Annotated in this window: 25 protein-coding genes; 7 read left to right on the forward strand and 18 right to left on the reverse strand. The window is 60.9% G+C overall.

From position 1 onward, the window contains the following. Window positions 1–84 precede the first annotated feature (84 nt). From J0663_RS29430 to J0663_RS29455, 6 genes are all read right to left on the reverse strand, one after another. Window positions 85–759 carry a 4-carboxy-4-hydroxy-2-oxoadipate aldolase/oxaloacetate decarboxylase gene (locus J0663_RS29430; protein ID WP_207246024.1) on the reverse strand — a complete coding sequence of 225 codons (675 nt, stop codon included), beginning with the start codon at window positions 757–759 and terminating at the stop codon, window positions 85–87. A gap of 88 nt (window positions 760–847) precedes the next feature. Then, window positions 848–1,684: an ABC transporter substrate-binding protein gene (locus J0663_RS29435; protein ID WP_207246025.1), complete on the reverse strand. Its 837-nt coding sequence runs from the start codon at window positions 1,682–1,684 to the stop codon at window positions 848–850. Between the two features lie 31 nt (window positions 1,685–1,715). Then, window positions 1,716–2,480: an amino acid ABC transporter ATP-binding protein gene (locus J0663_RS29440; RefSeq protein WP_207246026.1), complete on the reverse strand. Its 765-nt coding sequence runs from the start codon at window positions 2,478–2,480 to the stop codon at window positions 1,716–1,718. Next, on the reverse strand, window positions 2,477–3,235 hold the full coding sequence (locus J0663_RS29445; RefSeq protein WP_207246027.1) for an amino acid ABC transporter permease: 759 nt from the start codon (window positions 3,233–3,235) through the stop codon (window positions 2,477–2,479). Before J0663_RS29445 ends, J0663_RS29440 begins: the two co-directional genes overlap by 4 nt. Beyond that, window positions 3,232–3,939, reverse strand: a complete 708-nt coding sequence (locus J0663_RS29450) for an amino acid ABC transporter permease (RefSeq protein ID WP_207246028.1) — start codon at window positions 3,937–3,939, stop codon at window positions 3,232–3,234. Before J0663_RS29450 ends, J0663_RS29445 begins: the two co-directional genes overlap by 4 nt. Continuing rightward, entirely contained in the window at window positions 3,936–4,715 is a 780-nt protein-coding gene (locus tag J0663_RS29455) for an SDR family oxidoreductase (protein ID WP_207246029.1), read from the reverse strand. Before J0663_RS29455 ends, J0663_RS29450 begins: the two co-directional genes overlap by 4 nt. 256 nt (window positions 4,716–4,971) lie before the next feature. Between J0663_RS29455 and nac the strand changes: the two genes are divergently transcribed. Then, on the forward strand, window positions 4,972–5,877 hold the full coding sequence (gene nac / locus J0663_RS29460) for a nitrogen assimilation transcriptional regulator NAC (RefSeq protein ID WP_207246246.1): 906 nt from the start codon (window positions 4,972–4,974) through the stop codon (window positions 5,875–5,877). An 11-nt stretch (window positions 5,878–5,888) separates the two neighbouring features. On the opposite strand, the gene J0663_RS29465 is transcribed toward nac, so the two are convergent. The 11 genes from J0663_RS29465 to J0663_RS29515 all read right to left on the reverse strand — a co-directional run bounded on the left by J0663_RS29465 (window position 5,889) and on the right by J0663_RS29515 (window position 16,413). Then, window positions 5,889–7,091: a pyridoxal phosphate-dependent aminotransferase gene (locus tag J0663_RS29465; RefSeq protein ID WP_207246030.1), complete on the reverse strand. Its 1,203-nt coding sequence runs from the start codon at window positions 7,089–7,091 to the stop codon at window positions 5,889–5,891. Between the two features lie 59 nt (window positions 7,092–7,150). Further along, window positions 7,151–7,918 carry a 5-oxoprolinase subunit PxpA gene (locus J0663_RS29470; protein ID WP_207246031.1) on the reverse strand — a complete coding sequence of 256 codons (768 nt, stop codon included), beginning with the start codon at window positions 7,916–7,918 and terminating at the stop codon, window positions 7,151–7,153. A 20-nt stretch (window positions 7,919–7,938) separates the two neighbouring features. Continuing rightward, entirely contained in the window at window positions 7,939–8,934 is a 996-nt protein-coding gene (locus tag J0663_RS29475; RefSeq protein WP_207246032.1) for a 5-oxoprolinase subunit C family protein, read from the reverse strand. Then, window positions 8,931–9,638, reverse strand: coding sequence for a 5-oxoprolinase subunit PxpB (gene pxpB / locus J0663_RS29480; RefSeq protein ID WP_207246033.1), 708 nt, complete (start codon window positions 9,636–9,638; stop codon window positions 8,931–8,933). Before pxpB ends, J0663_RS29475 begins: the two co-directional genes overlap by 4 nt. Further along, entirely contained in the window at window positions 9,635–10,060 is a 426-nt protein-coding gene (locus tag J0663_RS29485; protein WP_207246034.1) for an acetyl-CoA carboxylase biotin carboxyl carrier protein, read from the reverse strand. The genes pxpB and J0663_RS29485 overlap by 4 nt, the downstream gene beginning before the upstream one ends. Beyond that, entirely contained in the window at window positions 10,057–11,448 is a 1,392-nt protein-coding gene (locus J0663_RS29490) for an acetyl-CoA carboxylase biotin carboxylase subunit (protein WP_207246035.1), read from the reverse strand. The genes J0663_RS29485 and J0663_RS29490 overlap by 4 nt, the downstream gene beginning before the upstream one ends. Then, window positions 11,448–11,882, reverse strand: coding sequence for an acetyl-CoA carboxylase biotin carboxyl carrier protein (locus J0663_RS29495; protein WP_207246036.1), 435 nt, complete (start codon window positions 11,880–11,882; stop codon window positions 11,448–11,450). The genes J0663_RS29490 and J0663_RS29495 overlap by 1 nt, the downstream gene beginning before the upstream one ends. Window positions 11,883–12,102: 220 nt before the next feature. Continuing rightward, on the reverse strand, window positions 12,103–12,444 hold the full coding sequence (locus J0663_RS29500; RefSeq protein WP_207246037.1) for a hypothetical protein: 342 nt from the start codon (window positions 12,442–12,444) through the stop codon (window positions 12,103–12,105). Window positions 12,445–12,475: 31 nt separating this feature from the next. Next, complete coding sequence (locus J0663_RS29505; RefSeq protein ID WP_207246038.1) at window positions 12,476–13,081, reverse strand: hypothetical protein; 606 nt, start codon at window positions 13,079–13,081, stop codon at window positions 12,476–12,478. 9 nt (window positions 13,082–13,090) lie between these two features. Then, the gene (locus J0663_RS29510; RefSeq protein WP_207246039.1) at window positions 13,091–14,422 is read right to left on the reverse strand and encodes a gluzincin family metallopeptidase; all 1,332 of its coding nucleotides are present in this window, start codon (window positions 14,420–14,422) and stop codon (window positions 13,091–13,093) included. Window positions 14,423–14,538: 116 nt separating this feature from the next. Further along, a complete protein-coding gene (locus J0663_RS29515; protein WP_207246040.1) occupies window positions 14,539–16,413 on the reverse strand; it encodes an adenylate/guanylate cyclase domain-containing protein in 1,875 nt (624 codons plus the stop codon). 247 nt (window positions 16,414–16,660) lie between these two features. Here J0663_RS29515 and J0663_RS29520 point away from each other — a divergent pair, with 247 nt between their 5' ends. After that, window positions 16,661–16,915, forward strand: a complete 255-nt coding sequence (locus J0663_RS29520) for a type II toxin-antitoxin system Phd/YefM family antitoxin (RefSeq protein ID WP_207246041.1) — start codon at window positions 16,661–16,663, stop codon at window positions 16,913–16,915. Further along, the gene (locus J0663_RS29525; protein ID WP_207246042.1) at window positions 16,912–17,334 is read left to right on the forward strand and encodes a type II toxin-antitoxin system VapC family toxin; all 423 of its coding nucleotides are present in this window, start codon (window positions 16,912–16,914) and stop codon (window positions 17,332–17,334) included. The genes J0663_RS29520 and J0663_RS29525 overlap by 4 nt, the downstream gene beginning before the upstream one ends. A gap of 66 nt (window positions 17,335–17,400) precedes the next feature. Here J0663_RS29525 and J0663_RS29530 read toward each other — a convergent pair whose 3' ends face one another. Then, window positions 17,401–18,468, reverse strand: a complete 1,068-nt coding sequence (locus tag J0663_RS29530; protein WP_207246043.1) for a LacI family DNA-binding transcriptional regulator — start codon at window positions 18,466–18,468, stop codon at window positions 17,401–17,403. A gap of 222 nt (window positions 18,469–18,690) precedes the next feature. Here J0663_RS29530 and J0663_RS29535 point away from each other — a divergent pair, with 222 nt between their 5' ends. The 4 genes from J0663_RS29535 (at window position 18,691) to J0663_RS29550 (ending at window position 22,800) form a co-directional block, all read left to right on the forward strand. After that, entirely contained in the window at window positions 18,691–19,641 is a 951-nt protein-coding gene (locus J0663_RS29535; RefSeq protein ID WP_207246247.1) for a sugar phosphate isomerase/epimerase family protein, read from the forward strand. Window positions 19,642–19,698: 57 nt separating this feature from the next. Next, on the forward strand, window positions 19,699–20,931 hold the full coding sequence (locus J0663_RS29540; RefSeq protein WP_207246044.1) for an ABC transporter substrate-binding protein: 1,233 nt from the start codon (window positions 19,699–19,701) through the stop codon (window positions 20,929–20,931). A gap of 97 nt (window positions 20,932–21,028) precedes the next feature. Continuing rightward, window positions 21,029–21,919, forward strand: a complete 891-nt coding sequence (locus J0663_RS29545; RefSeq protein ID WP_207246045.1) for a carbohydrate ABC transporter permease — start codon at window positions 21,029–21,031, stop codon at window positions 21,917–21,919. Then, entirely contained in the window at window positions 21,916–22,800 is an 885-nt protein-coding gene (locus J0663_RS29550; protein WP_085780761.1) for a carbohydrate ABC transporter permease, read from the forward strand. Before J0663_RS29545 ends, J0663_RS29550 begins: the two co-directional genes overlap by 4 nt. Window positions 22,801–22,802: the final 2 nt, after the last annotated feature.

Genomic DNA, 22,802 nt, shown 5'->3' on the forward strand with positions numbered 1-22,802 from the left:
ATCTGTCCACTTTATAGAACATGCGTCCATAATAGTGTCCAGACCGATCTTAGAGCATGAGCCCTTGGAGCCCTCCCTCGTTTGTCAGATGTCGACGACGAGGCCCTTGGCTCTCAGCACCGGTGCCAGATTGCTGACCTCGATGACCGATTTGCCCGCCTTGTAAGCGGCGATATATCCGGCTTCGGCATCTTCGCGCGCTTGCGACAGCCGGGCTGCTTCCTGGGCTTCCTGTCGGCGCACGACCACCAGACCGTCGGCATCGCCGACGATGATGTCGCCGGGATTGATGGTTTCGCCGCCGACGATGATCGGGTCGTTCACCGCGGCAACGGTTTCCTTCACCGTGCCCTTGATGCAGACGCTGAGCGAGAAGACCGGGAAGCCGAGTTCCCGCAGCTGCAGCGTGTCGCGCACACCGGTATCGGTGACCAGTCCGCCGATGCCCTTGGCAAGGCAGGCATTGGCAAGCACATCGCCGAACGATCCGGCCTCTTCGTATTCGCCGGCCGAAACGACGATGATGTCTCCTGGCTTTGCGTAGTTGATGGCGAGCTGCAGCATGATGTTGTCACGCGGCGCGCATTTGACCGTAAAGGCCGGACCGCACAGTTTCATCCGGTAGTCGACGGGTTTGAGGCGGGAGGAAAGCGCGCCGCGGCGCCCCTGGGCTTCGTGGATGGTTGCGGGCGAAAATTTCGAAACGGCCTCGATGTCAGCTTTATCGGGCCGTTCAGCGATATCTTTTATATGGATCATGGATGCCTCACATCGTTGGCAGACGGCGGGCATATCCCGCCGTCTTTTCTCGGTTGCATTGTCTTCGGGAGGTCCGAGACCGGTCGGTCTACGGGATCGGGTCGAATTTCAGTTCGCTTAGCGGCACGACCTTGTCGGTGCGGGTCATCTTGTATTCGGTATTCGGGCCGAGCCACTTGTCCCAGATCTTGTTGATCTCGCCGGACTCGTCCAGCTTGTGCAGGATCTCGTTGATCTTGGCGGTCAGCGCCGGCTGATCCTTGGCCATGCCGATGCCGATCGGCTGGTACAGCATCGGCTCCTCGATCATCCGCATTTCCTTGCCCTTGCTCTTCGATTCATTGACGAACTTGGTCGTCGTCATGGTGTTGGCCACCATTCCGCGCGCCTTGCCCTGCTGAACGGCGAGATAGGCAGAAGCAGTGTCCTGGAAGGTCAGCGGGTCGGATTTGTTGAGCTTGATCGACATTTCCGAGGTCGAGCCCTTGGTCGAGGCGATGCGCTGGCCTGCATAATCGGCCTTCTTCTTGCCGGCATCGTCTGCCGGCACGATCAGCATTTCCTTGGCGAGATAATAGGGGTCGCTGAACTGGATCTGCTCGGCGCGGCTCAGCGTATAGGCCAGGTTGGCGACGGTGATATCGACGCGGCCGAGCTTGACTTCTGGTACGCGGGCCTCGACCGACACCGGTTTGATTTCAGCCTTGACGCCCAACTCCTTGGCGATGGCGCCGCAGAGATCGACGTCGAAACCGGCCATCTCGCGGGTCTTCGGATCGGGCGAAGCGAAGGGAGGAACGTCGGCGAAAGTCGCGCAGCGAAGGGTCTTCGCCGACATGATATTGTCGAGCTGATCGGCTTTCGCGGGTGCGGCGGCTGTTATGCCGGCCAATACGACGGTGAGGCTCAGGTATTTCCAGTTCATTGCTGTTCTCCTTTGTTTTTGGTGATTTGTATCAGTGCCTGAGATCAGCGAGGAAACGCTGAGCCCGGGGATGGGTCGGATTGGTGAAGAAAGCCTCCGGTGTCGCCATTTCGATGATCTGGCCGGCGTCGATGAACCAGATCCGATCCGCGACCTCGCGCGCAAAACCCATTTCGTGGGTGACGCAGAGCATAGTCATGCCTTCGGACGCCAGGCTCTTCATGACGGCGAGAACCTCGCCGACCATTTCGGGATCGAGCGCGCTCGTCGGCTCGTCGAACAGCATCACCGGCGGCTCCATGGCAAGCGCACGGGCGATCGCCACCCGCTGCTGCTGGCCGCCGGACAACTGACCGGGATAGGCCCGGGCCTTGTCGGCGAGGCCGACCCGGTCGAGAAGCTTGAGCGCCTTTTCGTGTGCGACCTCGGGCGCGACACCCTTTACCCGGACCGGCGACATCGACACGTTTTCGGCCACCGAAAGATGCGGAAACAGGTTGAAGTTCTGGAATACGAAGCCGATCCGGCTGCGCATCGCGTTGAGTTCCTTCGCCCGCATCGATGCATGAATGTTTTGCCCGTCGAGCGTGATCGATCCGCTGTTGATCTCCTCGAGCCGATTGATCGTGCGGATCAGCGTCGATTTTCCCGAGCCCGACGGACCGCAGATGACCACCACCTCGCCGCGCGCAACCTGCGCATCGATATTCTTCAGGACCGGATAGTCGCCGTAGCTCTTGCAGACCTGCGAAAGCTGGATCGTCTGCGATGCCTGCGCTGAAACCGACATTGTCATAACTGCTCCGATACAATTTTCGACGGCGTGACCAGCGAGGCGACGGGAAGGCTGGAAAGACCGGCGCGCCGGCGGGTGATGCGCCGCTCGAGGCGATTTGCGAAGTAGGTGAGCGTCCAGCAGATGATGAAGTAGACGATCGCCAGGATGAGGAAGACCTGGAAAGGCTGCGTCAGGAGCTGGTTGTTGACCTGGCTCGCCGCAAAGGTCAGGTCCGGCACGTTGATCACGTAGCCGAGCGTCGTGTCCTTGATCGTCGAGACGAAGGTGGAGATGATGCTCGGGATCATGTTGTAGAGCGCCTGCGGCAGGATGATGTAACGCATCGCGCCGAAATAGCCGTGGCCAAGCGCACGCGCGGCGTCCATCTGTCCGGGTCCGAGCGCGACGATGCCGGCGCGGACGACTTCGCTAAGGAAGGCGCTCTGATAGACCACGAGCGTCGTCAGCATGGTGACGAAGCTCGGCACGTCGGCGCCGGTCATGAGCGGCACGAGGAAATAGCTCCACAGGATGAGCATCAACAGCGGTACGCCGCGGGTGAAATAAACAAGCGCGGTGACCGGCCAGCGCAGCAGCGGCGATTTGGAGAGCCGCGCCATTGCAAACAGGATGCTCACCGGAAAGGCGAGAGCGATGCTGAGCGCCGAAAGGATCAGGGTATTGGCGAGCCCGCCGAGCGGCCCGTTCGGATATTGGCCGATCAAGAGCAGGAGCCAGTAGTCGCGGATGATGGCGATCATGTCCTGGATCATGCGCGGGCACTCCTGGCAGGATCTGCGCGCATCGATAGATAGGCGCCGATGCTCATGATCACGAGCGAGAAGAATAGGTAGAGAACCGTTCCAATCAGGTAGATCTCAAAGGTCCGGAAGCTGAGGTTTTCGATTTCCTTGACGGCGTGCGTCAGTTCCGACGCGCCAATAACGACGGCGAGACTGCTGTTCTTGAACAGGGAGACGCTGTGATTGACGAGCGGCGGCAGCGCATTGCGCACGCCCTGCGGCATGATGACGAAACGCGTCGCCGAGACGTAGCCGTGACCGAGTGCGCGAGCTGCCTGCATCTGGCCGTCACCGACCGAGCGCACGCCCGAACGCAGATCTTCGCTGAAATAGGCGGCCTGGCAGAGCCCGAGGCCGATCACGGCGAAGATCGCCTCGGCATTATGGCTGGCGAGCCATGTCGCAACCCCGCTGGGCATCAGGGTGAAAATCCCGAAATACCACAGCATGAGTTGCACCAGGGTCGGGACGTTCCGGTGATAAGAAACGTAAGCGGCGACCAACGGGTCACCGAAGCGAAAGGGCGACAGGCGCACTCCGAGCAGCAGCAGGGCCAGCGCCATCGCCATCGACCAGGATCCGGCATAGATGATGAAGGTCATCTTGATGCCGTGCAGCAGCATGGCGGCATAATCGGGATTTCCGAGGATCTCCGAAAGGTCGAAACCGCTCACGGTTTTGGCTCCCCGGATTGATCCGACTGCGCCGCGGGCTGCGGCTTTGCCGTCTGCAGCCCGCCCATGACCTGCAGTGTCGGCGTGATCTCCATATGTCCGATGTTGACGGCGACGGGGGCTGCGATGGCGAAGGCGATCGCATCGGCGATATCGGCCGCCTGCGGCAGTTCAAAACCGTCGATGAACCTTTCCCGGACGCTGGGATCATTGCCGTGGACGTGATTGAAAATATCGGTGGCGACACGGCCGGGGCAGATTTCGGTGACCCGCACCCGCTTGCCGAAGGCATCGATGCGCAGCTGGTTGGACAGCATGCTTACCCCTGCCTTGGTGGCGTGGTAGGAGGAGTTGCCGCCGAAATTATAGGCGCCGGCGATCGAAGAAATGTTGATGACATGGCCGCGGTCCCGCGCCACCATGCCGGGCACGACCAGGCGGCAGAGATGCAGGACCGCGCGGAGATTGACGTCGACGAGGAGATCGATATCGCCCTCGTCGGCCTCCAGGAACTTCTTCGGCCGGTCGACGCCGGCATTGTTGACGAGAATGTCGAATTCCACCCGACCCGCAAGCTCGGCCATCGCCTGCCGGTCGGTGACGTCGATGATGTGAGGAATGCAGCCGGTCCGTGCTGCCAGCTGCTGCAGCGCTTCGCCGCTGCGGGCGACGGCGTGGACCTCGATGTTCTCCCGGCGGAGCCGTTCCACCACGGCGGCGCCGATACCGGAGGATGCGCCGGTCACCAGTGCGGTCTTGTAGTCGGAGAATGGCATTGTCGTTCCCTTATTGTTGATCCAAACAGTAGCGAAGCTTTAACCCCTTGCCTAAGACCGATTATCTCTGGAGCAATAAGCAACGGTTATGGAGCCTCGGGCGGCGGCCGAAGACGAGGAAGAGGCGATGTCGGCGCCCTTCGGCGGCGTCCGCGCCTCATCAAAACCCCGGCGGCTTCGCGATCGCCTCGCGTTGCAAAAGCCAGGCGCGTCTGCAAACATGCGAGCCGCAGATCAGAACGGTTTCCCGATCCCCATGGACATCAGACGCCTCAAATCCTTCATCGTCATCGTCGACAGCGGCAGCATTACGCGGGCGGCGGATCTCCTGCATATCGCCCAGCCGGCTCTCAGCCAGCAGCTGGCGGCACTGGAGGAGCATTTCGGCCAAAAGCTGCTGATCCGCAGCCAGCAGGGCGTCAGCATGACCGACGCGGGCCATGCGGTGTATCGCCATGCGCAGATTATCCTCCGGCAGATGGAGCAGGCGCAAGCGGATGCATCGGCCGCCGGCAATTCGCTTGCCGGGCGGGTCTCCGTCGGCCTCGTCCCCTTCAGCAGCGCTGCAACACTATCGGTCGACCTGCTGGCGGAAACCCGGAAACGGCATCCCGGCATCCTGCTGCATCTGACCGAAAGCGTCGGCCAGACCTATAGCCAGATGATCATGAACGGCCGGCTGGAGATGGCGCTGCTCCATGGCACCGGACCGATCAAAGGCGTGCGGTTCGAACCGATCCTCAGCGAGGAGTTTTTTCTCGTCGCGCATCGCGATTTTGCCATCGAAGCGGATGCGAAACCTGTTCCGATCAATGCACTCGATGGAATGCCGCTGCTGTTGCCGCCAGCCTATAATTTCGTTCGCCGCGCCGTCGACACCGCCTTCACGCGCACCCGCACCAATTTGAAGGTCGTGGCCGAAGTCGAAATCGTCCGGACGCTGGCCCGCGCGGTCGGCAGCGGTCTCGGCGCGACCATCATGCCGAAAGCCATCGCCGATCGCATCGTGTCGGAATCGAGCGAGCCGCTGATCTGCCGTCTCGTCTCTCCGCGGATCGAAGAAACCCTGTCGCTGTGCGTTTCCGACCAGAATCCCCTGTCGGAACCAGCCCTTGCCGTCCACGACATCCTGCTCGAGCTGACGGCGCGGCTGAAAGACTGAGGCAGCTGCGCTCAGCGCATGTCCTTGCAAAACTCGGCGATGCGGGCACAGCCTTCGCCGAGTTTCTCCATGCTCGTGGCGTAGGAAATGCGGAAGAAGGGGCTCATTCCGTAAGCCGCCCCTTGCACGGTCGCGACATGATGCTCGTCGACGAGTGCCATGACGAAATCGACATCGGTCTCGATCTTGCGCCCGCCCCTGCTGGTCTTGCCAATCAGACCCGATATATTGGGATAGATGTAGAAGGCGCCTTCGGGCCTGTGGCAGCGCAACCCTTCCACCTCAGACAATTTGTCGAGAACGAAGTCGCGCCTTTGCTTGTAGATTGCCGCACGCTCCTTCAAAAGATCCTGAGGCCCGTCGAGCGCCGCAGTCGCCGCCGCCTGCGTGAGCGTCGCGATGCCGCCGCCATTCTGGCCGTTGACGTTGCTGACGGCGGAGATCAGATCTTTCGGTCCGGCGCAGAAGCCGAGCCGCCAGCCGGTCATCGCATAGGCCTTGGAGACGCCGTTCATCGTCAGGACGCGATCGTACAATCTCGGCTCGACTTCCGCGATCGTGCAGAACTGGAAGTCGTCATAAACCAGGTGTTCGTAGATGTCGTCGGTCATGATCCAGACGTGGGGATGGCGCAGCATGACCTCGGCGATGGCGGCCATCTCCGCCCGGGAGCAGGCTGCCCCGGTCGGATTGTTCGGAAAATTCAGGAAGAGCCATTTGGTGCGCGGCGTGATCGCTGCCTCCAGATCCTCCGCACGCAGTTTGAAGCCGGTCTCTTCATGGCAGGCAACGGCGACCGGAACGCCGCCGGCGAATTTGACGATGTCGGCATAGCTGACCCAGGAGGGCGTCGGGATGACCACCTCGTCGCCGGGATTGCAGGTTGCCAGCATGGCATTGAAGATCACCTGCTTGCCGCCGCCCGACACGACGATCTGGCTGGCATCGTAGTCGAGATTATTGTCGCGCTTGAACTTCCGGATGATCGCGGCCTTGAGCGGCGGCGTACCGTCCATCGGCGGATATTTCGTATCGCCGGCAAGCGCGGCCGCATGGGCCGCCTCGATCGCGTGCGCCGGCGTGGGGAAATCCGGCTCGCCGGAGGACAGGCTGACGACCTTGATCCCTTTGGCGGCCAGTTCCCGGGCGCGCTGGGTCATGGCGGCGGAGGCGGAGATGGAAACGTTTTTCAAGCGGTCGGCTTTGATGGACATCGGAATGGTCCTTCGATGAGGGAGGGGAGTGGGTGTCGTCGCAGGCGATCGGGATTATCTCATTCGGCGAGTTCGGCGGCGGGAGCGAGCGTCGCGCCCCTGGCTTCAATCTCGCCGCGCACGATGCTGGCAAGCTCCAGCGCGCCGGGCGTGTCACTGTGGACGAGAATGGAGCGCGCCGGCATTGCGATCACGGCGCCATCGATCGTCGTCACGGTTCCTTCGAGGAGGAATTGTCGTACGCGTGCGCGCACTGCGGCTTCGTCCTTGACGAGGGCGCCGGCGAGCCCGCGGGCGACAAGTCTGCCCTCGGCGTCATAGGCCCGGTCGGCAAGGAAAAGCGCCAGCGTCTTCAGGCGGGCGCGTTTGGCCGCCCGCTCGATCTCGCTTCCCGACGTGACGAAGACGACAAGATTGGCGTCGACGGTAGCGATCGCATCCATCATCAGGTCGGCGAGCTCGGGATCACGGTTGACCATGTTGCCCATGGCCGCATGGAAGCTGATATGCGAGACGGCGACACGCTCGCTTTTGGCGATCGCCGTCAAGGCGCCGAGCTGGTAGAGCATCTGCTGGCGCAGCTCATCCGCCGGAAACGGTATTTCGCGCCGGCCAAAGCCCAGACGGTCGGGCAGGCCGGGATGGGCGCCGATGCCGACGCCATTCAGTTTCGCCAGCCGCACCATGCGCCCCATCGTATCCGGGTCGCCGCCGTGGAAACCGCAGGCGATATTGGCCGACGAGATGATTTTCATCATCGCTTCGTCGTCGCACAGGCGGTAGGGACCAAATCCTTCACCCATGTCGGAATTCAGATCGATCTTCATCAGTTCCTCCTTTCGATGGCCTATGCCATCGCCTTCAGGGCGCGCTTGACCATCCGGGACGTCTGCCTAATATCGTCGACATAGCGGGCGACGGCTCGTTCCACCGTTCGGGCCTCCGCATGCGTCGACCGGACGAATTGCAGCCGGGCACCGATGCGGGCTTGCCCGAGTCGCCAGAGATCACATTCGATCACGCCGGCGATCTTCGGATAGCCGCCGGCGGTATTCGCGTCGCTCATCTGCACGATCGGTTCACCGCCGGGCGGCACCTGTATGACGCCGGGCACGACGCCGTGGGAGCGCATCTCGACCGATGCGGTCGGCGTGATCGGCTCGCCGGACAGGCGGTAGCCCGTGCGGTCGCTTCGCGAGGAGATCCTCCAGGTCTGGCGCCAGAATGCTTCGCCGTCTCCGGCGAAAAGCTCGTGCTCGCCGGCCGGCAGGGCGCGGATCGGCAGTACGCCGTCGACAGACGCCGGGAAGACATCGCACAGCGCCGCGGCCGGCTCGACGACCGCAAGGCCAGCGGCCGGCAGCATGGTGATTTCCGCGTCCTGGCCGAGCGCGATCCGATCGCCTTTCGCGAGCGGCCGGCCGGCATTGCCGCCGAAGCCGCCACGCAGAGACGTGCTGCGCGAGCCCATGACGACGGGGATATCGAGCCCGCCTCCAAGCGCGATATAGGCACGCGCAAGCCGCGGAGGCTGCTTCAGTTCGAGAACCTGTCCGGCCTCGGCGGCATAGGCGCACCAGGGAAAAAGTTCCGATCCGTCGAGATCAGGATTACCGTCGGCGCCGGTGACGGTAAAGACGGCGCGCTGCTCGAAACGCAGGCGGAACGGAAAGGTCTGCACCTCGATCACGGCGGCATTCTCCTCATTGCCGACGAGAATATTGCCGATCCGGACCGCCAGCGGATCCATGGCGCCGCTCGCCGTGACGCCGATGTCGCGATAGCCGGGACGTCCGAGGTCCTGTACCGTATTGAACGGGCCGCTTTCCAGGATTTCGATCATAGTTCGATCCTTGCCGGCAGGAACCGCACCGTATCGCCCGGCGCCATCATGGCGGGGGTCGGCGAATTCGGGTCGAACATCTCGAGCGTCGCAAAGCCGATCGAATTCCAGCCGTTCGGACCCGTGAGCATGGCGACGCCGGTCTGCATGCCGCCGATGGTCACGCATCCCTTCGCCATCTTCAGTGATGGCATGGTCTTTCGCGGCATGTAGATGCGGGGATCGAGGCCGTGCAGATAGCCGAAACCGGGCGCGCTGCCCACGGCGAAGACACGGTAGGTGGCCTGGTGATGGATGCGGACGACCTCGCGGTCGCTCAAGCCGGAGAGATCGCAAAGGGCCGGAAGATCGGTCGCATGTTCGCCGCCGTAATGGACCGGGATCTCGATGATCTTGCCCTTGAGATCGATGCTCTGCGCATTCTCCCACGCCTCCAGCAGCCGGACGACCACCGCGTCCGGATCTTCGGGCGTCTCCTTGAAGATCACCAGCAGGTTGGTCATGCCGGGGATGTCTTCAGCGAGATCCGGCCAGCCCTTGACGGTCTGGGACAGAGCCCAGATCCGCCGCTGCGCGACCAGGTCGAAATCGCCGGGCGCCTCGAGCAAAAAGGCTCTGGCGCCGATTGCGGAAACCCGCGCCCGGCTTTGGGTGGCCGGAACGATCTCGCGCTGTGATGCGTGTCTGTTCGTCGTGACGGTCATGGGTGGAGCTCAATTTCGAACAGAGGATCTCCGAAGCCGACGACGGCGCCGGGCTCGGCGAGCAGCCGGGTCAAAAGGCCGGAACGGCCGGCACGGAGGGGAAGCATCACCTGCCCTACCCTGATGAAGCCGACAACATCCGCCTCGCATATGGAACGTGGCAGGCTTTTTTCTGAGTCGGAACAGGTCGCATGCTCGACGCAGAAATGGCCAGCCATCGGCGCTTTCACGACTGACGATGCGGAAGCCGCAGTGCGCGGCGGCGTTTCTGCCGAACTGATCCGGCCATCGCCTTGCCCGTTGACGACGATGCGAAGCTGTCCTCCCGGCCGGGAGATTTCGAGACCGTCCACGCCGGCCTCCGTCAGCGCCTCGGTGAGGAATGCGATGGTCGCCGGATCGCTGAAATCGATCGCGCTCATGCCACCCTCCGCAGCTTCAGCCATTGTTCGAGATAATGGATATCAGTCTCGCCGCGCGCGAACGCATGGTCCTCGAACAGGGCGCGCAGGAAGGGGATGTTGGTGGCGATGCCCTCGATCTCTGTGCCGGCGAGCGCCTCGCACATTCTTGCCATCGCTTGCGCCCGCGTCGGCGCATGGACGATCAGCTTGGCAATCAGCGAGTCGTAATAGGGCGAGACCTTGTAGCCGGCATCGATATGCGTATCGACGCGGATGCCTGGCCCCTCCGGCAAAGCCAGGCGGGTGATGACGCCGGCCGACGGCAGGAAGGTGTCGGGATCCTCGGCATTGATGCGGCATTCAAAGGAGTGGCCGTCGCATGTCACGCCGTCCTGGGTGAGTTCCAGAACCTGACCTTCGGCCGCCTTGATCTGTGCTCGGACGATATCGACCCCGCTCGTCATCTCGGTAACGGGATGCTCGACCTGAAGGCGCGTGTTCATTTCGATGAAATAGAAAGCGCCGACTTCATAGAGGAATTCGAAGGTTCCGACGCCGCGGTAACCGATCTGACGGCAGGCCTCTACGCAGGCCATGCCGACCGGCTGGATGATCTCAGGCGCGATCCCCGGGGCCGGCGCCTCCTCCACCACCTTCTGATGGCGGCGCTGCATCGAACAATCCCTATGCCCCAGCCACACGGCATTGCCGTGGTCGTCGCAAATGACCTGTATTTCGATGTGGCGCGGATGCTGGAGGAATTTCTCCATATAAAGCGAGGGCGAGCCGAAGGCCTTGCGCGCCTCTTCGCGTGTCAGCGCGATCGCTTCATGCAACTGCTCGGCCTTGGCAACGACGCGCATGCCGCGTCCGCCGCCGCCGCCGGCCGCCTTGACGATGACCGGATATCCAATCTCGAACGCAATGCGCTCGACCGAAGCCGGGTCATCGGGCAGCGCGGTGTCGGGACCTGGAACGCAGGGGACGCCGGCTGCCATCATCGCCCGTTTTGCCGCGATCTTGTCGCCCATGATTGCGATCGATGAAGCGGGCGGGCCGATGAAGATCAGCCCGGCCTTTTCGACGGCGTCGGCGAATGCGGCGTTTTCCGACAGGAAACCGTAACCCGGATGAATCGCGCCCGCGCCGGTCAGGCGCGCCGCGAGAAGGATGGCGTCCGGATTGAGATAGCTCTTGCCGGCAATCGACGGGCCGATACAAAGAAAGCTGTCTGCGGTATTGATATAAGGCGCCTGCCTGTCCGCCTCGGAGCAGATGGCGACCGTCTTCAGGCCGAGTTCGCGACAGGCGCGCTGAATCCGGGCGGCGATCTCGCCGCGATTGGCGATCAGGACAGTGTCGAAGCGGCGCCCTGTGGCGAGAGAATGTTCCGATGGTTCCGGCATCAGGCAATCTCCGCCAGCAGATCGCCGGTCTCGACCTCGCCGCCGTCGATGTCAGTCAAGCCGACAATGCGTCCCGCCCGCGGCGCGGTGATCGTGTTGAAGACCTTCATGGCTTCGACGATGAAAAGGGTCTGCCCCTCCTCCACCTCGTCGCCGATCACGACAAATGGCGGCTCCCCCGGCGCCGGGGCGCGGTGCAAAACGCCGAAGACCGGCGCCTTCACCGCCTGGGAGAGTTTCTCGGCATTCGAAGGCGTGTCCGCGGCAGAGCTTGGCATCGATAGCGGCTTTTGCCCGGCTTCAGCAGCAGAGGAGGCCACGTCCGGCAACGAACGGAAAATCCGAACCGTCACGTCCCTTTCCGTCACGGTCAGCTCGGTAATGTTCGATCGTCCGACAAAGTCGATCAGCGTCTTGATCTTCGAGAGGTCCATCTGCGTGCTCGGAATTCCAAAATTCCGCCGCGCAAAGCTGAGGTTTCAGATCGCCCGGCGTTGTGAATTTCGTAGCACGACGTGCCGACTGATGGGGTCAGACGAAGTTTTGATGGAGCGCAATCCGCGCCCCACGGATATCTTGCCGGATGTTCCCAAGAAGACGGTGGCTGGCCGAGTCAGACCATTGGCTCTCGAATTGAGCGTGATCTCTCCGGAGTCAGACGATCAAAAGCTTTTGTATGGCACTCTTCTGGCCATTCAGTTCTATCACGACCCACAACGGTGGGTCGGGCGGCTGTTTAGTAGTATCGGTAGGCTTGGCGCCAAGCGCCGGCAGGGCGATGACTGGCCACACCTTGTCCGTAGTTGTAGCAGAATCATCTGGAAGAACTTCGACATTAACTCTACCGGTGCCGTCCTCCTTGGTGGCTACATATACATCCATCCCCTCACCAAAGCCGGAGCCTATGATTCTAAAGGGAGTTCGAACAAGTAATGGAGCAGCTACGGTCTCGGGCTCGAGGCGTTCGATATTAACTTTAGGGTTCGCGGCGGGCATATGATCCTCCCTTGTCCGTCTTTACGTTGGATTAGTCGTTGTCGCCTGATCTTCGAGGAATGAACCCGCCTGATCTTGACATCACGCCACCTGAACGGGACAGGGCCCCGCCCGATCTGGACATTGCGCCGCTCGCCATTCCTCGGGGGTCAGAAGAAACCTCGGCCGACAGAAGGATTTGCTCAAGGGTTCCTGTTTCAGCATCGAGTCTCATCGAGACGTCGCCCTTGTCATAGATCCAGACCCTCATGTCTTTGGCGAGTGCTCCGAGCTGGGAACCAAGGCCGGTTCGCGCACTCGAACCAGGGGCGCGATACAATCTGTCATACTCGATGTCACCGCCCACGTTCCTTGGCGGTGGATCGTCAGGATCGGCTCCTGGGCCGTGGACAACGAAGATCGCTGGTCGACCAAGTTCAATGAACGCTCCCTCGAAGGAGAAAGCATAGATTCGCGCCAGAACCGCGTCGGCTGCACCAAGCTGGTCTCTGAGGAAGTTATTTCTTCCCGCTATTGGTACGCTTAGATTCTGGTAAATAGGGCCGCCTCTGAGAATTAGATCACTTAGGGGCCGCCCGAACAGATGTATCGCCGATATGCCGAGTAACGTTTCGTTGTCTGCCACTTCTCCCTCCATCTACATAAATTATTGATTGCTCATTAATCTCGACAGCAGAACCTTCTCGCGATAGCTCATCTTTGGAAGCTTCAGACGATCTCTTGGCAGCAGGATCCGCGCAGAGTGGACATGGCTGCGATGCTCGGCACCCCTGAGGTGTGCACCGGCATGCAACTCGCCGATCCCCCGCTGCCTGAAATTTCCAGTGATGATCGCCGCGAATTGGCCGCCGCTTTCATTCCGATCAACGGCAAGCATCGTTTCCGCGACGTCGCCGTAATCCAGAAAATCGGGCGCGAGAGCCCACAAGGTTTCCGCCAGATACGTGCCTGCGACGTCTCGTGCATCGAGCAGCGCCTCGACAAATCCATCTGGGTTCCGCGCAAAAGCGCGGTCGAAAGCGTGCTGTACGGGGGCCTCGGCAGCCGGATCGAACTCGGCAATATCGGAGAGATCCTCGACGGCCCGCGAGATAAGGCCTCGCGCCACCAGGCTCTCGTGAAAGATATCGACGAGTATATCGAAGATCGCACCGGTGAGCGGCTGCGAGAGCTCGTGTTCGTCCTTCCAGCCACGCGTGAACTCGGCCATCGTCCGTTTGTTGTTTGCCGAACGTATCTGGCGGTGCGGCGAAAACTCTGAAAAGCGTGCGAGGCGATTTGCCCGGTAGAGGTTGCCGCGCGTCTCTGAGAGGACATTGTCGATCACCGACGGGAAGTGCATGGCCGCGATCAGCGACACGCAGTCGGAGAAGGCCTCCTGGAAACCAAGATATTCCGGATATTCAGTTCCAGGGCGCGGCACGCCGAGGACGCTGAAGATGATCGCGTGGCCCACCTCATGGGCGACGACGTCGAAATCCAGACTGAAGGGAAGGATGCGTCCATCCTTCTCGAACTGGCTGCCGACTTCAAGGAAGCCATAGCCGTACTGAGCATTGTCCCACTGCGGCAAAATGGAGATTTCCAAACGGTCATAGTGATCGCGAAAATGCCATGTAAGCGGCTGGCCGAGATAGCGCTCCCAGACATCGAGTGTGAACCGTATGCAGCCGAAGACATGTGAGGCTTCGAAACCGGGCATCGAAGGTCGGAGATAGTCGAAATTACCGCGCCCATCGGGGTTGGCCGGCTCGAGGATTTTTCCGGTCCACGGCGGCAGATGCATGTAGGGCGTCCCGAGCGGTCCGCGCTTCACGCCGTAAGGACCGGTCTTGCCGACCGGCTCCACGACGAACATGCGGTCGTCGGCCGGACCAGCTGTCAGGCTGTTCAACGGAGACGACACTTCGACGATCTCGGGATTGGACCGAGCATCTTCAAATGGAGGCTGCACAAAAAGTCTGAACCGGGTGCCCATTCCGCTCCCCCTCAAAAGACTTTCATGATTGCCAGTTTAAGTTGACATTCGACGCTCAAGGCAGATTTAGCAAGTAATAAAATGGTATTAGAGCCAGGCTGACAGATTTAGGGGCGTCAGTCAGACAGTGAAACCAACTTCGAATAGCGCGGGTGACTGCGGATGGGGTCGAGATCGGAATCATTCTTGAACCACAGCCGCATTTCGATACCGACCTGCGGCATCCAGACCTCAAGCAAGTCAATCGCCCGGTCGATCTCGCCAAGCAGCGCATAGGTGCAGGCGGCGTTGTACTGAATGTTTATATCATCGGGATCCGTCGCCAGGGAGCGCGCCAGCCATTCCAGCGCCGTATCGCGAACGCCGAGAAAGGCCAGCGCCGTCGCTCCGAGGCAGGCAACATTGGCATTTTCCGGATGGAGCCGCAGTTCCTCTTCCGCCCTTTTCAATGCGATCCTCGCATAGCTGCTGGCTTTGTCTATCTGTCCGAGTGAACGTAAGACGTTCACCAGCATGATCGGAGCACCGTAATCGGCAGGCTTGATTTCCATCGCCCGCTGAAAATGCATAGCCGCCAGTTCGAACTGGCCGTCGGTGACGCAAAATTCGGCATAGTAGCGGTTCGCCTCGTGGCAGTTGGCATCGAGCGACAAAGCTTGCTCGAATGCGGAAACTGCTTCGGTGCGATTGCCGGCCACCGCCAGAGCAAATCCCTTGGCCGCATAGGCCTCCGCCAGATTGGGATCGATAACAAGCGCCGTGGTGGTGTTCGCGAGGATCTCCTCCACCGGAATCTCAGCGCCGAACTGCGACCTTAGGCGCGCATCGCAGACCGCGATACCGGCATAGGCGCGGGCATAGCCCGGGTCCAGTTCGATGGCTCTGGCGAAGCTCTGCCTGGCCATCAGATGGTTGGAGCGGGAGGCAATATGGTAGTATTCGCGCCCCCTGAGGAAGTGCGTATAGGCTTCGACGTTGCCTGTCGGCGCCTGCTCGATTGCCCTCTTCTCCTCCGGCAGCAGCCTCACCTTGAGTTGCTCGACGATCGCCTTGGCGATCTCGTCCTGCACTTCGAAGATGTCGGTCAGGTCGCGGTCGTAACGCGCGGCCCAGACATGGCCGTCGCTGGCTGCTTCGATCAATTCGGCATTGATCCGCACATGGTTGCCCGCCTTGCGGACGCTGCCCTCCACAATATAGGCAACGCCGAGTTCCGCAGCGATGCGCTGCAGGTTTTCGCTTCGGCCTTTCCATGTAAAGACCGTGTTGCGGCTGAGCACGAACAGGCCTGAAACATTCGACAGGTCGGTGATGAGATCTTCGGTAATACCGTCGCTGAAAAAATCCTGATCCGGATCGTTGCTGATATTGGCGAATGGCAGGATTGCAACCGACGGCTTGTTCACCGGCGCCCGTGTGTGTCCGCCTGCAGCATGCGGAACCCTTTCACCGGAAGAGACATTGCCCCAATCGGCAAAATAGACATGGACCGGACGGGAAATATTCTTGACGGTCATGGGGCCCTGGTCTGCGAAATCGAGGCCGAGCTTGTTTGCGATTTCATGGCGCACGGCCGCGGAACAGGCAATGCCGCCCGGGGCCGCAAGGGCCTGCAGCCGAACCGCCACATTAATACCGTCCCCATGAAAGTCGTCCTCATCGAAGACGATGTCGCCGAGGTTCAAGCCTATTCGGAAGGCAAAATGCCTGTCGGCTGGAATGCCCAGGTTGCGTTCCAGCATGCCGCGCTGGATGTCGACCGCACAGCGCGCAGCACTCAGCACGCTGCCGAATTCGACCAGGAAACCGTCGCCCATGACCTTGATTATATGTCCGCCATGGGTTGCGACAGCGGGATCGAAGAGCTCCCGGCGATGCTGACGCAGGGCGTTGAGCGTCTCCTCTTCGTTGGCTTCCAGGAGACGGCTATAGCCCACTACATCGGCAGCCAGAATAGCCGCCAGCCGACGTTCAACAAGCTCTGCGCACATGCCCGTCTCCCCAACGCGCTGGTGGCAACACTTCTCTATTCTCGCAGCCAGTCAGTAATGTTGCAGGACGATTGTATTACTGACAACTAAAATCTCCCCCTTTACCGTAAGAACTCTTAGAGTTATTCAGAGGTCGCGGATTGCAGCCGGGAAGAAAGTCACTGGTGGATGCCGCTCTTCAGCTCAGCGCTTGTTCTCGCGGCTGGCGGTGTTATATGTAGGTAAATACCTACATGGAGCGCGTGCCATGACCATTACGACACTTTCCAGCCGTGAGCTCAATCACGACGTCAGCAATGCGAAGAAAGCTGCCAGAAAAGGGCCGGTCATCATCACTGACCGGGGCAAACCTTCTCATGTGCTTCTGACATATGAGGAGTTTCAGCGTCTTTCCGGCAGGCGCCAAAGTCTGGTCGATGGGCTTTCCATGCCGGGCCTGTCGGAAATCGATTTCATGCCGCCGCGGGTCGAGATCAAAACCCGCGGAGTTGACCTGTCTTGAGCTATCTGCTGGATACGAATGTCATTTCCGAACTGCGCAAGATTGGTGACGGCAAGGCTGATCCGGAAGTCGTCGCATGGATAAACGCGGCAAATGCTTCGGATTTCTATCTCTCCGCAATTACTATTCTCGAATTGGAACGGGGCGTGCTCGGTGTCCAGCGACGAGACGCCAAGCAAGGTTCACGCCTGCGCACATGGCTTGATGCCCACGTGCGTCCGCAGTTCGCCGGCCGGATACTGCCGATCGATGATGCCATCGCAACGCGTTCTGCGCATCTGCATATTCCCGACCGGCGCAATGAGGCAGATGCGTTGATTGCAGCAACCGCGCTCGTTCATAATCTTACCGTGGTCACGCGAAACGTGAGAGATTTCGACGGCACCGGCGTCGTCATTGTCGATCCCTGGCGAGGCTAACCAACGTGGGCACATGATCGGATGCCGGCGTTTTTCTGCGGGAGGTGCGGTTTCGTTCCGGCACCGTCAGCTCTTCGCAGAGCCGATGCTCTCCCGCAGGATGAGCTTGCTGGGGATGACGGTGCGGACCTTCGCCGCCTCTTGCCGCTGATCAATGGCGCCGAGCAGGAGATCGACTGCCGCGCGGCCCATCTCTTCCACCGGCTGCTTGATCGTCGAGAGCGGCGGCGAGCAGAACTCGCAGACGGGAGAGCCGTCGAAGGAGACGATGGAGAGGTCGCCCGGCACCGCAAAGCCCGCGTGCTGAATGCGGCTCATGAACGAGATCGCCATGTCGTCGCTGGTTGCGATGACGGCCGTCGGTCGAACGTCGAGCTTCGTGAAATCGTCGACGGCGCGAATGCCTGTCTCGAAACCGTGCTGATATTCGAGGTCGCCGCCGGATATGGACAGGGCGTCCTCGGAAAGTCCCCCTGCCCCCAGCGCCTCGAGGACGCCGGCATAGCGCTCGACATCATGGTAGTTGCCCCTGGGGCCGGCGATATAGAGGAACCGCCTGTGGCCCAGACGGATCAGTTCCGTCGTTGCGTCTCTGATCGCTTCCCGATCGTTGGTCACGACGCTCGGCACTCCGGCATTGCTCATGTCGAACAGCATCGAGACGATCGGCAGCCCTGCGCCGGCGGGAGAGCGCCCGTCGACCTCGGGAAGTTTCGACGAGAAGATGATGACGCCCCGCACCGTTCCACCAAAGGCAAGATTGAGGATGTGCCGTTCGGAGGCTTCCTCACGATCGAGATTGGCGATCATCAAATTGTATCCCTCCTGAATCAGGGACTTGTTGATGCTCTGGAGAACCTGCGGGATGATCTGCGATGCGCCGTAGTAAGGCGATCCGGGCAGGATGATCATGATCGTATTGGATTTGCCGACCCTGAGCCCGCGCGCCATCGCATTCGGAGTATACCCGAGCTGCTTGGCAGCCGCATTGATTCTGGTGCGCGTTTTCTCATTGACCCGCCCGGGATTGGCAAGCGCCCGGCTGACGGTCGAGATCGCAACGCCGGCAAGCCGAGCGACGTCGGCCATCAAGGCAGCCGATTGTTCCTCTCCCACATCCTTGTTTTTATTCACGTTTATGTGTTTCTCCCGGATATTTCGATTTGCAACTCTAAGGCAGGCGGCGATTTATAGCAAACGTTTGCCAAAAATTGCTTGCTTAAAAAACCAGCTTGATTATCATCTAGGCATGGCAAACGATTGCCATTCCTTAATGCGTTGAAAATCCATGGCTTATTGGATGCGGAACTGCCCTTTCCGCACGTGGGTAGGCCATGCCTTGAGAAATGGATGGTTATGGCTGGCGACAGGCTGCGTTTCGGCGTCGATCTCGTGACGTTCTTTCATCCTCGCTTCTGGGGCGTCGACAGCCATGATGCGATCGTCGATCATGCGCGGGCTCAGCCGCGCGCCTTCTGGGACAAGATACTCGACAGCGTCCAGGCTTCCGGCGTGACCGGCGTCGAACTGACCTTCTCTCCCTTCAACTGGCAGGACGTCATCAAGACATATGGTTCCATCGATGCCTTCGCGGGCGAACTGACAAGGCGCGGCCTGACGCTCTGCAGCGGCTTCTTCGCGGAACTGGAGGCGGCCGGTGACTTTGCCGATCCCGAGGCGCAGCGCGCGTTGATCGACAAGGCGGAGCGCTATGCCGATTTCCTGAAGGCCTGCGGCAGCGATATCATGGTGATCGGCGCGCCACTTCGCCAGACGCTCGGCGCCCAGCCGGTGCAGTTCCATGATTTCGACCGCGCCAAGGTGATTGCCGATTTCTTGAACCGGCTCGGCGCGACCCTTTATGCCAAGGGCGTGCGGCTTGCGCTGCATACCGAGGCGCATTCAATCTTTGCCGCCGCGCGCGACGTCGACCTGCTGATGCTTTTGACCGACCCGGCCTATGTGCACATGTGCCCCGACACGGCTCACATCATCGTTGCCGGTTCCGATCCGATCCAGCTCGTCGATCGCCATCACGAACGCATGATCATCGCCCACTGGAAGGACGCGATCGGTCCGATGCCTGCCGACACGCCGATCGACAAGCATATCCATGAACGCCACCAGCCCTATTTCTGCGGCTTCGGCCTCGGACGGGTCGACTGGCCGGCCTGGATTCGACTGCTGCGCGACCGGGCCTATGAAGGCTGGGCGATCCTTGAACTCGATGCCGCGCCGGATCCCGTCCGCGACATCGCCAACGGGCTGACGCTCGTCCGGCAGGCGCTCCTGCCGATCTATCGCTGATATTATTTCGAAGACGACAAACGCCCCGCCGAGAGGGCATTTCCAAGAGGTGGAACAATGAAGACCATGATGAAGCTTTTTCTTGCTGGCGTGGCTTTCGCCGGCCTATGCGCCCCGGTCCAAGCCGAGGACAAGCCGACGATCGAGATCATGTCGTCCTGGACGTCGGGCGGTGAAGCCGCGGCCCTCAATGTCATCAAGACGGAATTCGAAAAGCGCGGCGGCGTCTGGAAAGATTCCTCGATCGCCGGTTTCGGCGCGGCGGACGCTGCCTTCCAGAACCGCATCGTTGCCGGTGACGCGCCCGGCGCCAAGCAGGGCGTCATCGGCCTCGCCGCCGCCGATTTCGTCAGCCAGGGTCTGTTCAATCCGATCGACGACGTGGCCGCCACCGGCAAATGGGCCGATGCCCTGCCGAAATCGATCCATGATCTCATTTCCTATGACGGCAAGGTCTATCTCGCTCCAACAGGTGCTCATGGCGAAAGCTGGGTCTTCTATTCCAAGGAAGCCTTCAGCAAGGCTGGTATTGCGCAGGAACCGAAGAGCTGGGACGAGTTTTTCACCGATCTCGACAAGCTCAAGGCCGCCGGCATCATCCCGGTCGCCTGGGGCGGCCAGCCCTGGCAGCAGACCAAGGTCTTCAACATGATCCTGCTCTCGCAGGTCGGTACCGACGGCTTCCTGAAGATCTATGCCGACAAGGACAAGAGCGAGGCCTCCGTCGAGGGCGTGAAGAAGACGCTTGCAATCCTCGGCAAGCTGCGCGGCTATGTCGATGCGGGTGCGGCCGGCCGCAACTGGAACGACGCGACCGCCATGCTGATCACCGACAAGGCCGGCGTGCAGTTCATGGGCGATTGGGCCAAGGGCGAATTCACAGTCGCCGGCCAGGAGCCGGGCAAGGATTATGGCTGCATGATCGCTCCTGAATCCAAAGGCATGGTCTACATCGCCGACGCCCTCTGGTTCCCGAAGACCGGCAATGCTGAGACCGACAAGGCGCAGAAGCTTCTCGCCGAGGTCGTCATGGACCCAACCATCCAGGTCGAATTCGCTCTCAAGAAGGGCTCGGTTCCGATGCGCTCCGATGTCGACAAGTCGAAACTCGATGCCTGCGCCCAAAAGGGTCTCGAACTGATGAGCGCCGGCGCCATCGTGCCGGATCAGGCGATCGTGCTCACGCCCCAGCAGGTCGGCGCGCTCGACGATTTCGTAGACGAATATTGGAGCGGCGGCTCGAATGACGCGGGTGCCGCTGCCGAAAACTTCTTCGCCATCTTCGAGTAGGATCGTGCCTGTGGCGTCGGACGGATTCCGACGTCACCGCTGCCGCGGCTTAAGCGGCGGCGCGTGTTCCGCTTTCCATCCGTCAAAGAGTTGGCCGATGTCCGTCAAACGCAAGCGTAATCTTTCCGCGACCATCGCTCTCTTGCCGACATGGTTTGCCGCGGTCGTGGTCTTCATCGGCACCATGGCTTGGTCGATCCGCCTTTCCTTCACCAATTCCACACTCTTTCCGTCCTCGACCTATGTCGGCTTTGCACAGTATTCGAAGCTCTTCGCGTCCGCCAAATGGCTCGCCTCGCTGCAAAATGTGCTGATCTTCGGCGTCCTCTACGTCGCGGGCTGCCTGGTGCTCGGCTTCCTGCTGGCCGCCGCACTCGACCGCAAGATCCGCTTCGAAAGCGCCTTGAGGACGATCTTCCTCTATCCCTACGCCATGTCCTTCGTGGTGACGGGGCTGATCTGGCAATGGATGCTCAACCCCACACTCGGCATTCAGGCGAGCGTGCGTTCGCTCGGCTGGGAAAGCTTCGTGCTCGACTGGGTGGTCAATCGCGACATGGCGATCTATGCGCTGGTGCTTGCCGGCGTCTGGCAGGGGGCCGGGCTCGTCATGGTGATCGCGCTTGCCGGCATACGCGGCATCGAAGCCGAGCAGTGGAAGGCGGCCCGCATCGACGGCATTCCCGTCTGGCGCATCTATGTCTCGATCATTCTGCCCCAGCTCGGGCCGGCGCTCGCCGCAGCCGGCATGCTGCTCGCAATGGGCGTGATCAAGACCTATGACATCGTCGTCGCCATGACTAATGGTGGCCCCGGCAATGCGACCGAAGTGCCGGCGAAATTTATCATGGACAATCTGTTCGGGCGCCAGAACCTCGGCCTTGCCACAGCAGGCGCGACAGTGCTCGTCCTCGGCGTCGTCATCGCAGTCGCGCCGTTCCGTTACGCGATGCACATGCGCAATCAGGCAAAGGGAGGGGCGAGATGAACCAGCCTCACCCGAATGGGCCGAAGCCGGCACGGATCACGGCGGGACGCATCGGCCTTTATACCTTCCTGGTCGGCGCTGCGCTTTTCTTTCTTCTGCCGCTCTATACGATGGTCGTCACTTCACTGAAGTCGATGGACGAAATACGGCTCGGGCAGATCTTTGCCCTGCCCGCCACGCTCGATTTCTCCGCCTGGGTGACCGCCTGGTCGGGCGCCTGCATGGGGACCGTCTGCGTCGGCATTCGTAGCGGCTTCTGGAACTCGGTGGCGATCACAGTTCCCTCGGTTGCGCTCTCGGTCTTCATCGGCGCCGTCAACGGCTATGCGCTGTCGCTCTGGCGGCCGCGTGGGGCAAATGCGCTGTTCGGCCTGCTCATGGCCGGTGGTCTGATCCCCTATCAGATCTTCCTCTATCCGATGGTTCGCGCCATGGCGAATATCGGTCTCTATAATTCGCTCGCCGGCATCATTCTCGTCCATGTCATCTTCGGCCTGCCGCTGGTGACGCTGCTCTTCCGCAACTATTTCGTCAGCGTGCCGGAGGAGCTCTGCAAGGCCGCGCGCGTCGACGGCGCCGGCTTCTGGCGCATCTTCTTCGAGATCATGCTGCCGATCGCCGTGCCGATGGTCGTCGTGGTCTCCATGCTGCAGTTCACCGGTATCTGGAACGACTTCCTGCTCGGCCTCGTCTTCGCCGGGCGCGATAACCTGCCGATGACCGTGCAGCTCAACAATATCGTCAACACTACGATGGGCGAGCGCACCTACAACGTGAACATGGCGGCGACGATTCTGACCGCCATCGTCCCGCTCGCCATCTATTTCCTGTCCGGCCGCTGGTTCGTGCGCGGCATCGCGGCCGGCGCAGTCAAGGGGTAAAG

Source organism: Rhizobium lentis, from assembly GCF_017352135.1.
In the GTDB taxonomy this organism is placed as follows: domain Bacteria; phylum Pseudomonadota; class Alphaproteobacteria; order Rhizobiales; family Rhizobiaceae; genus Rhizobium; species Rhizobium lentis.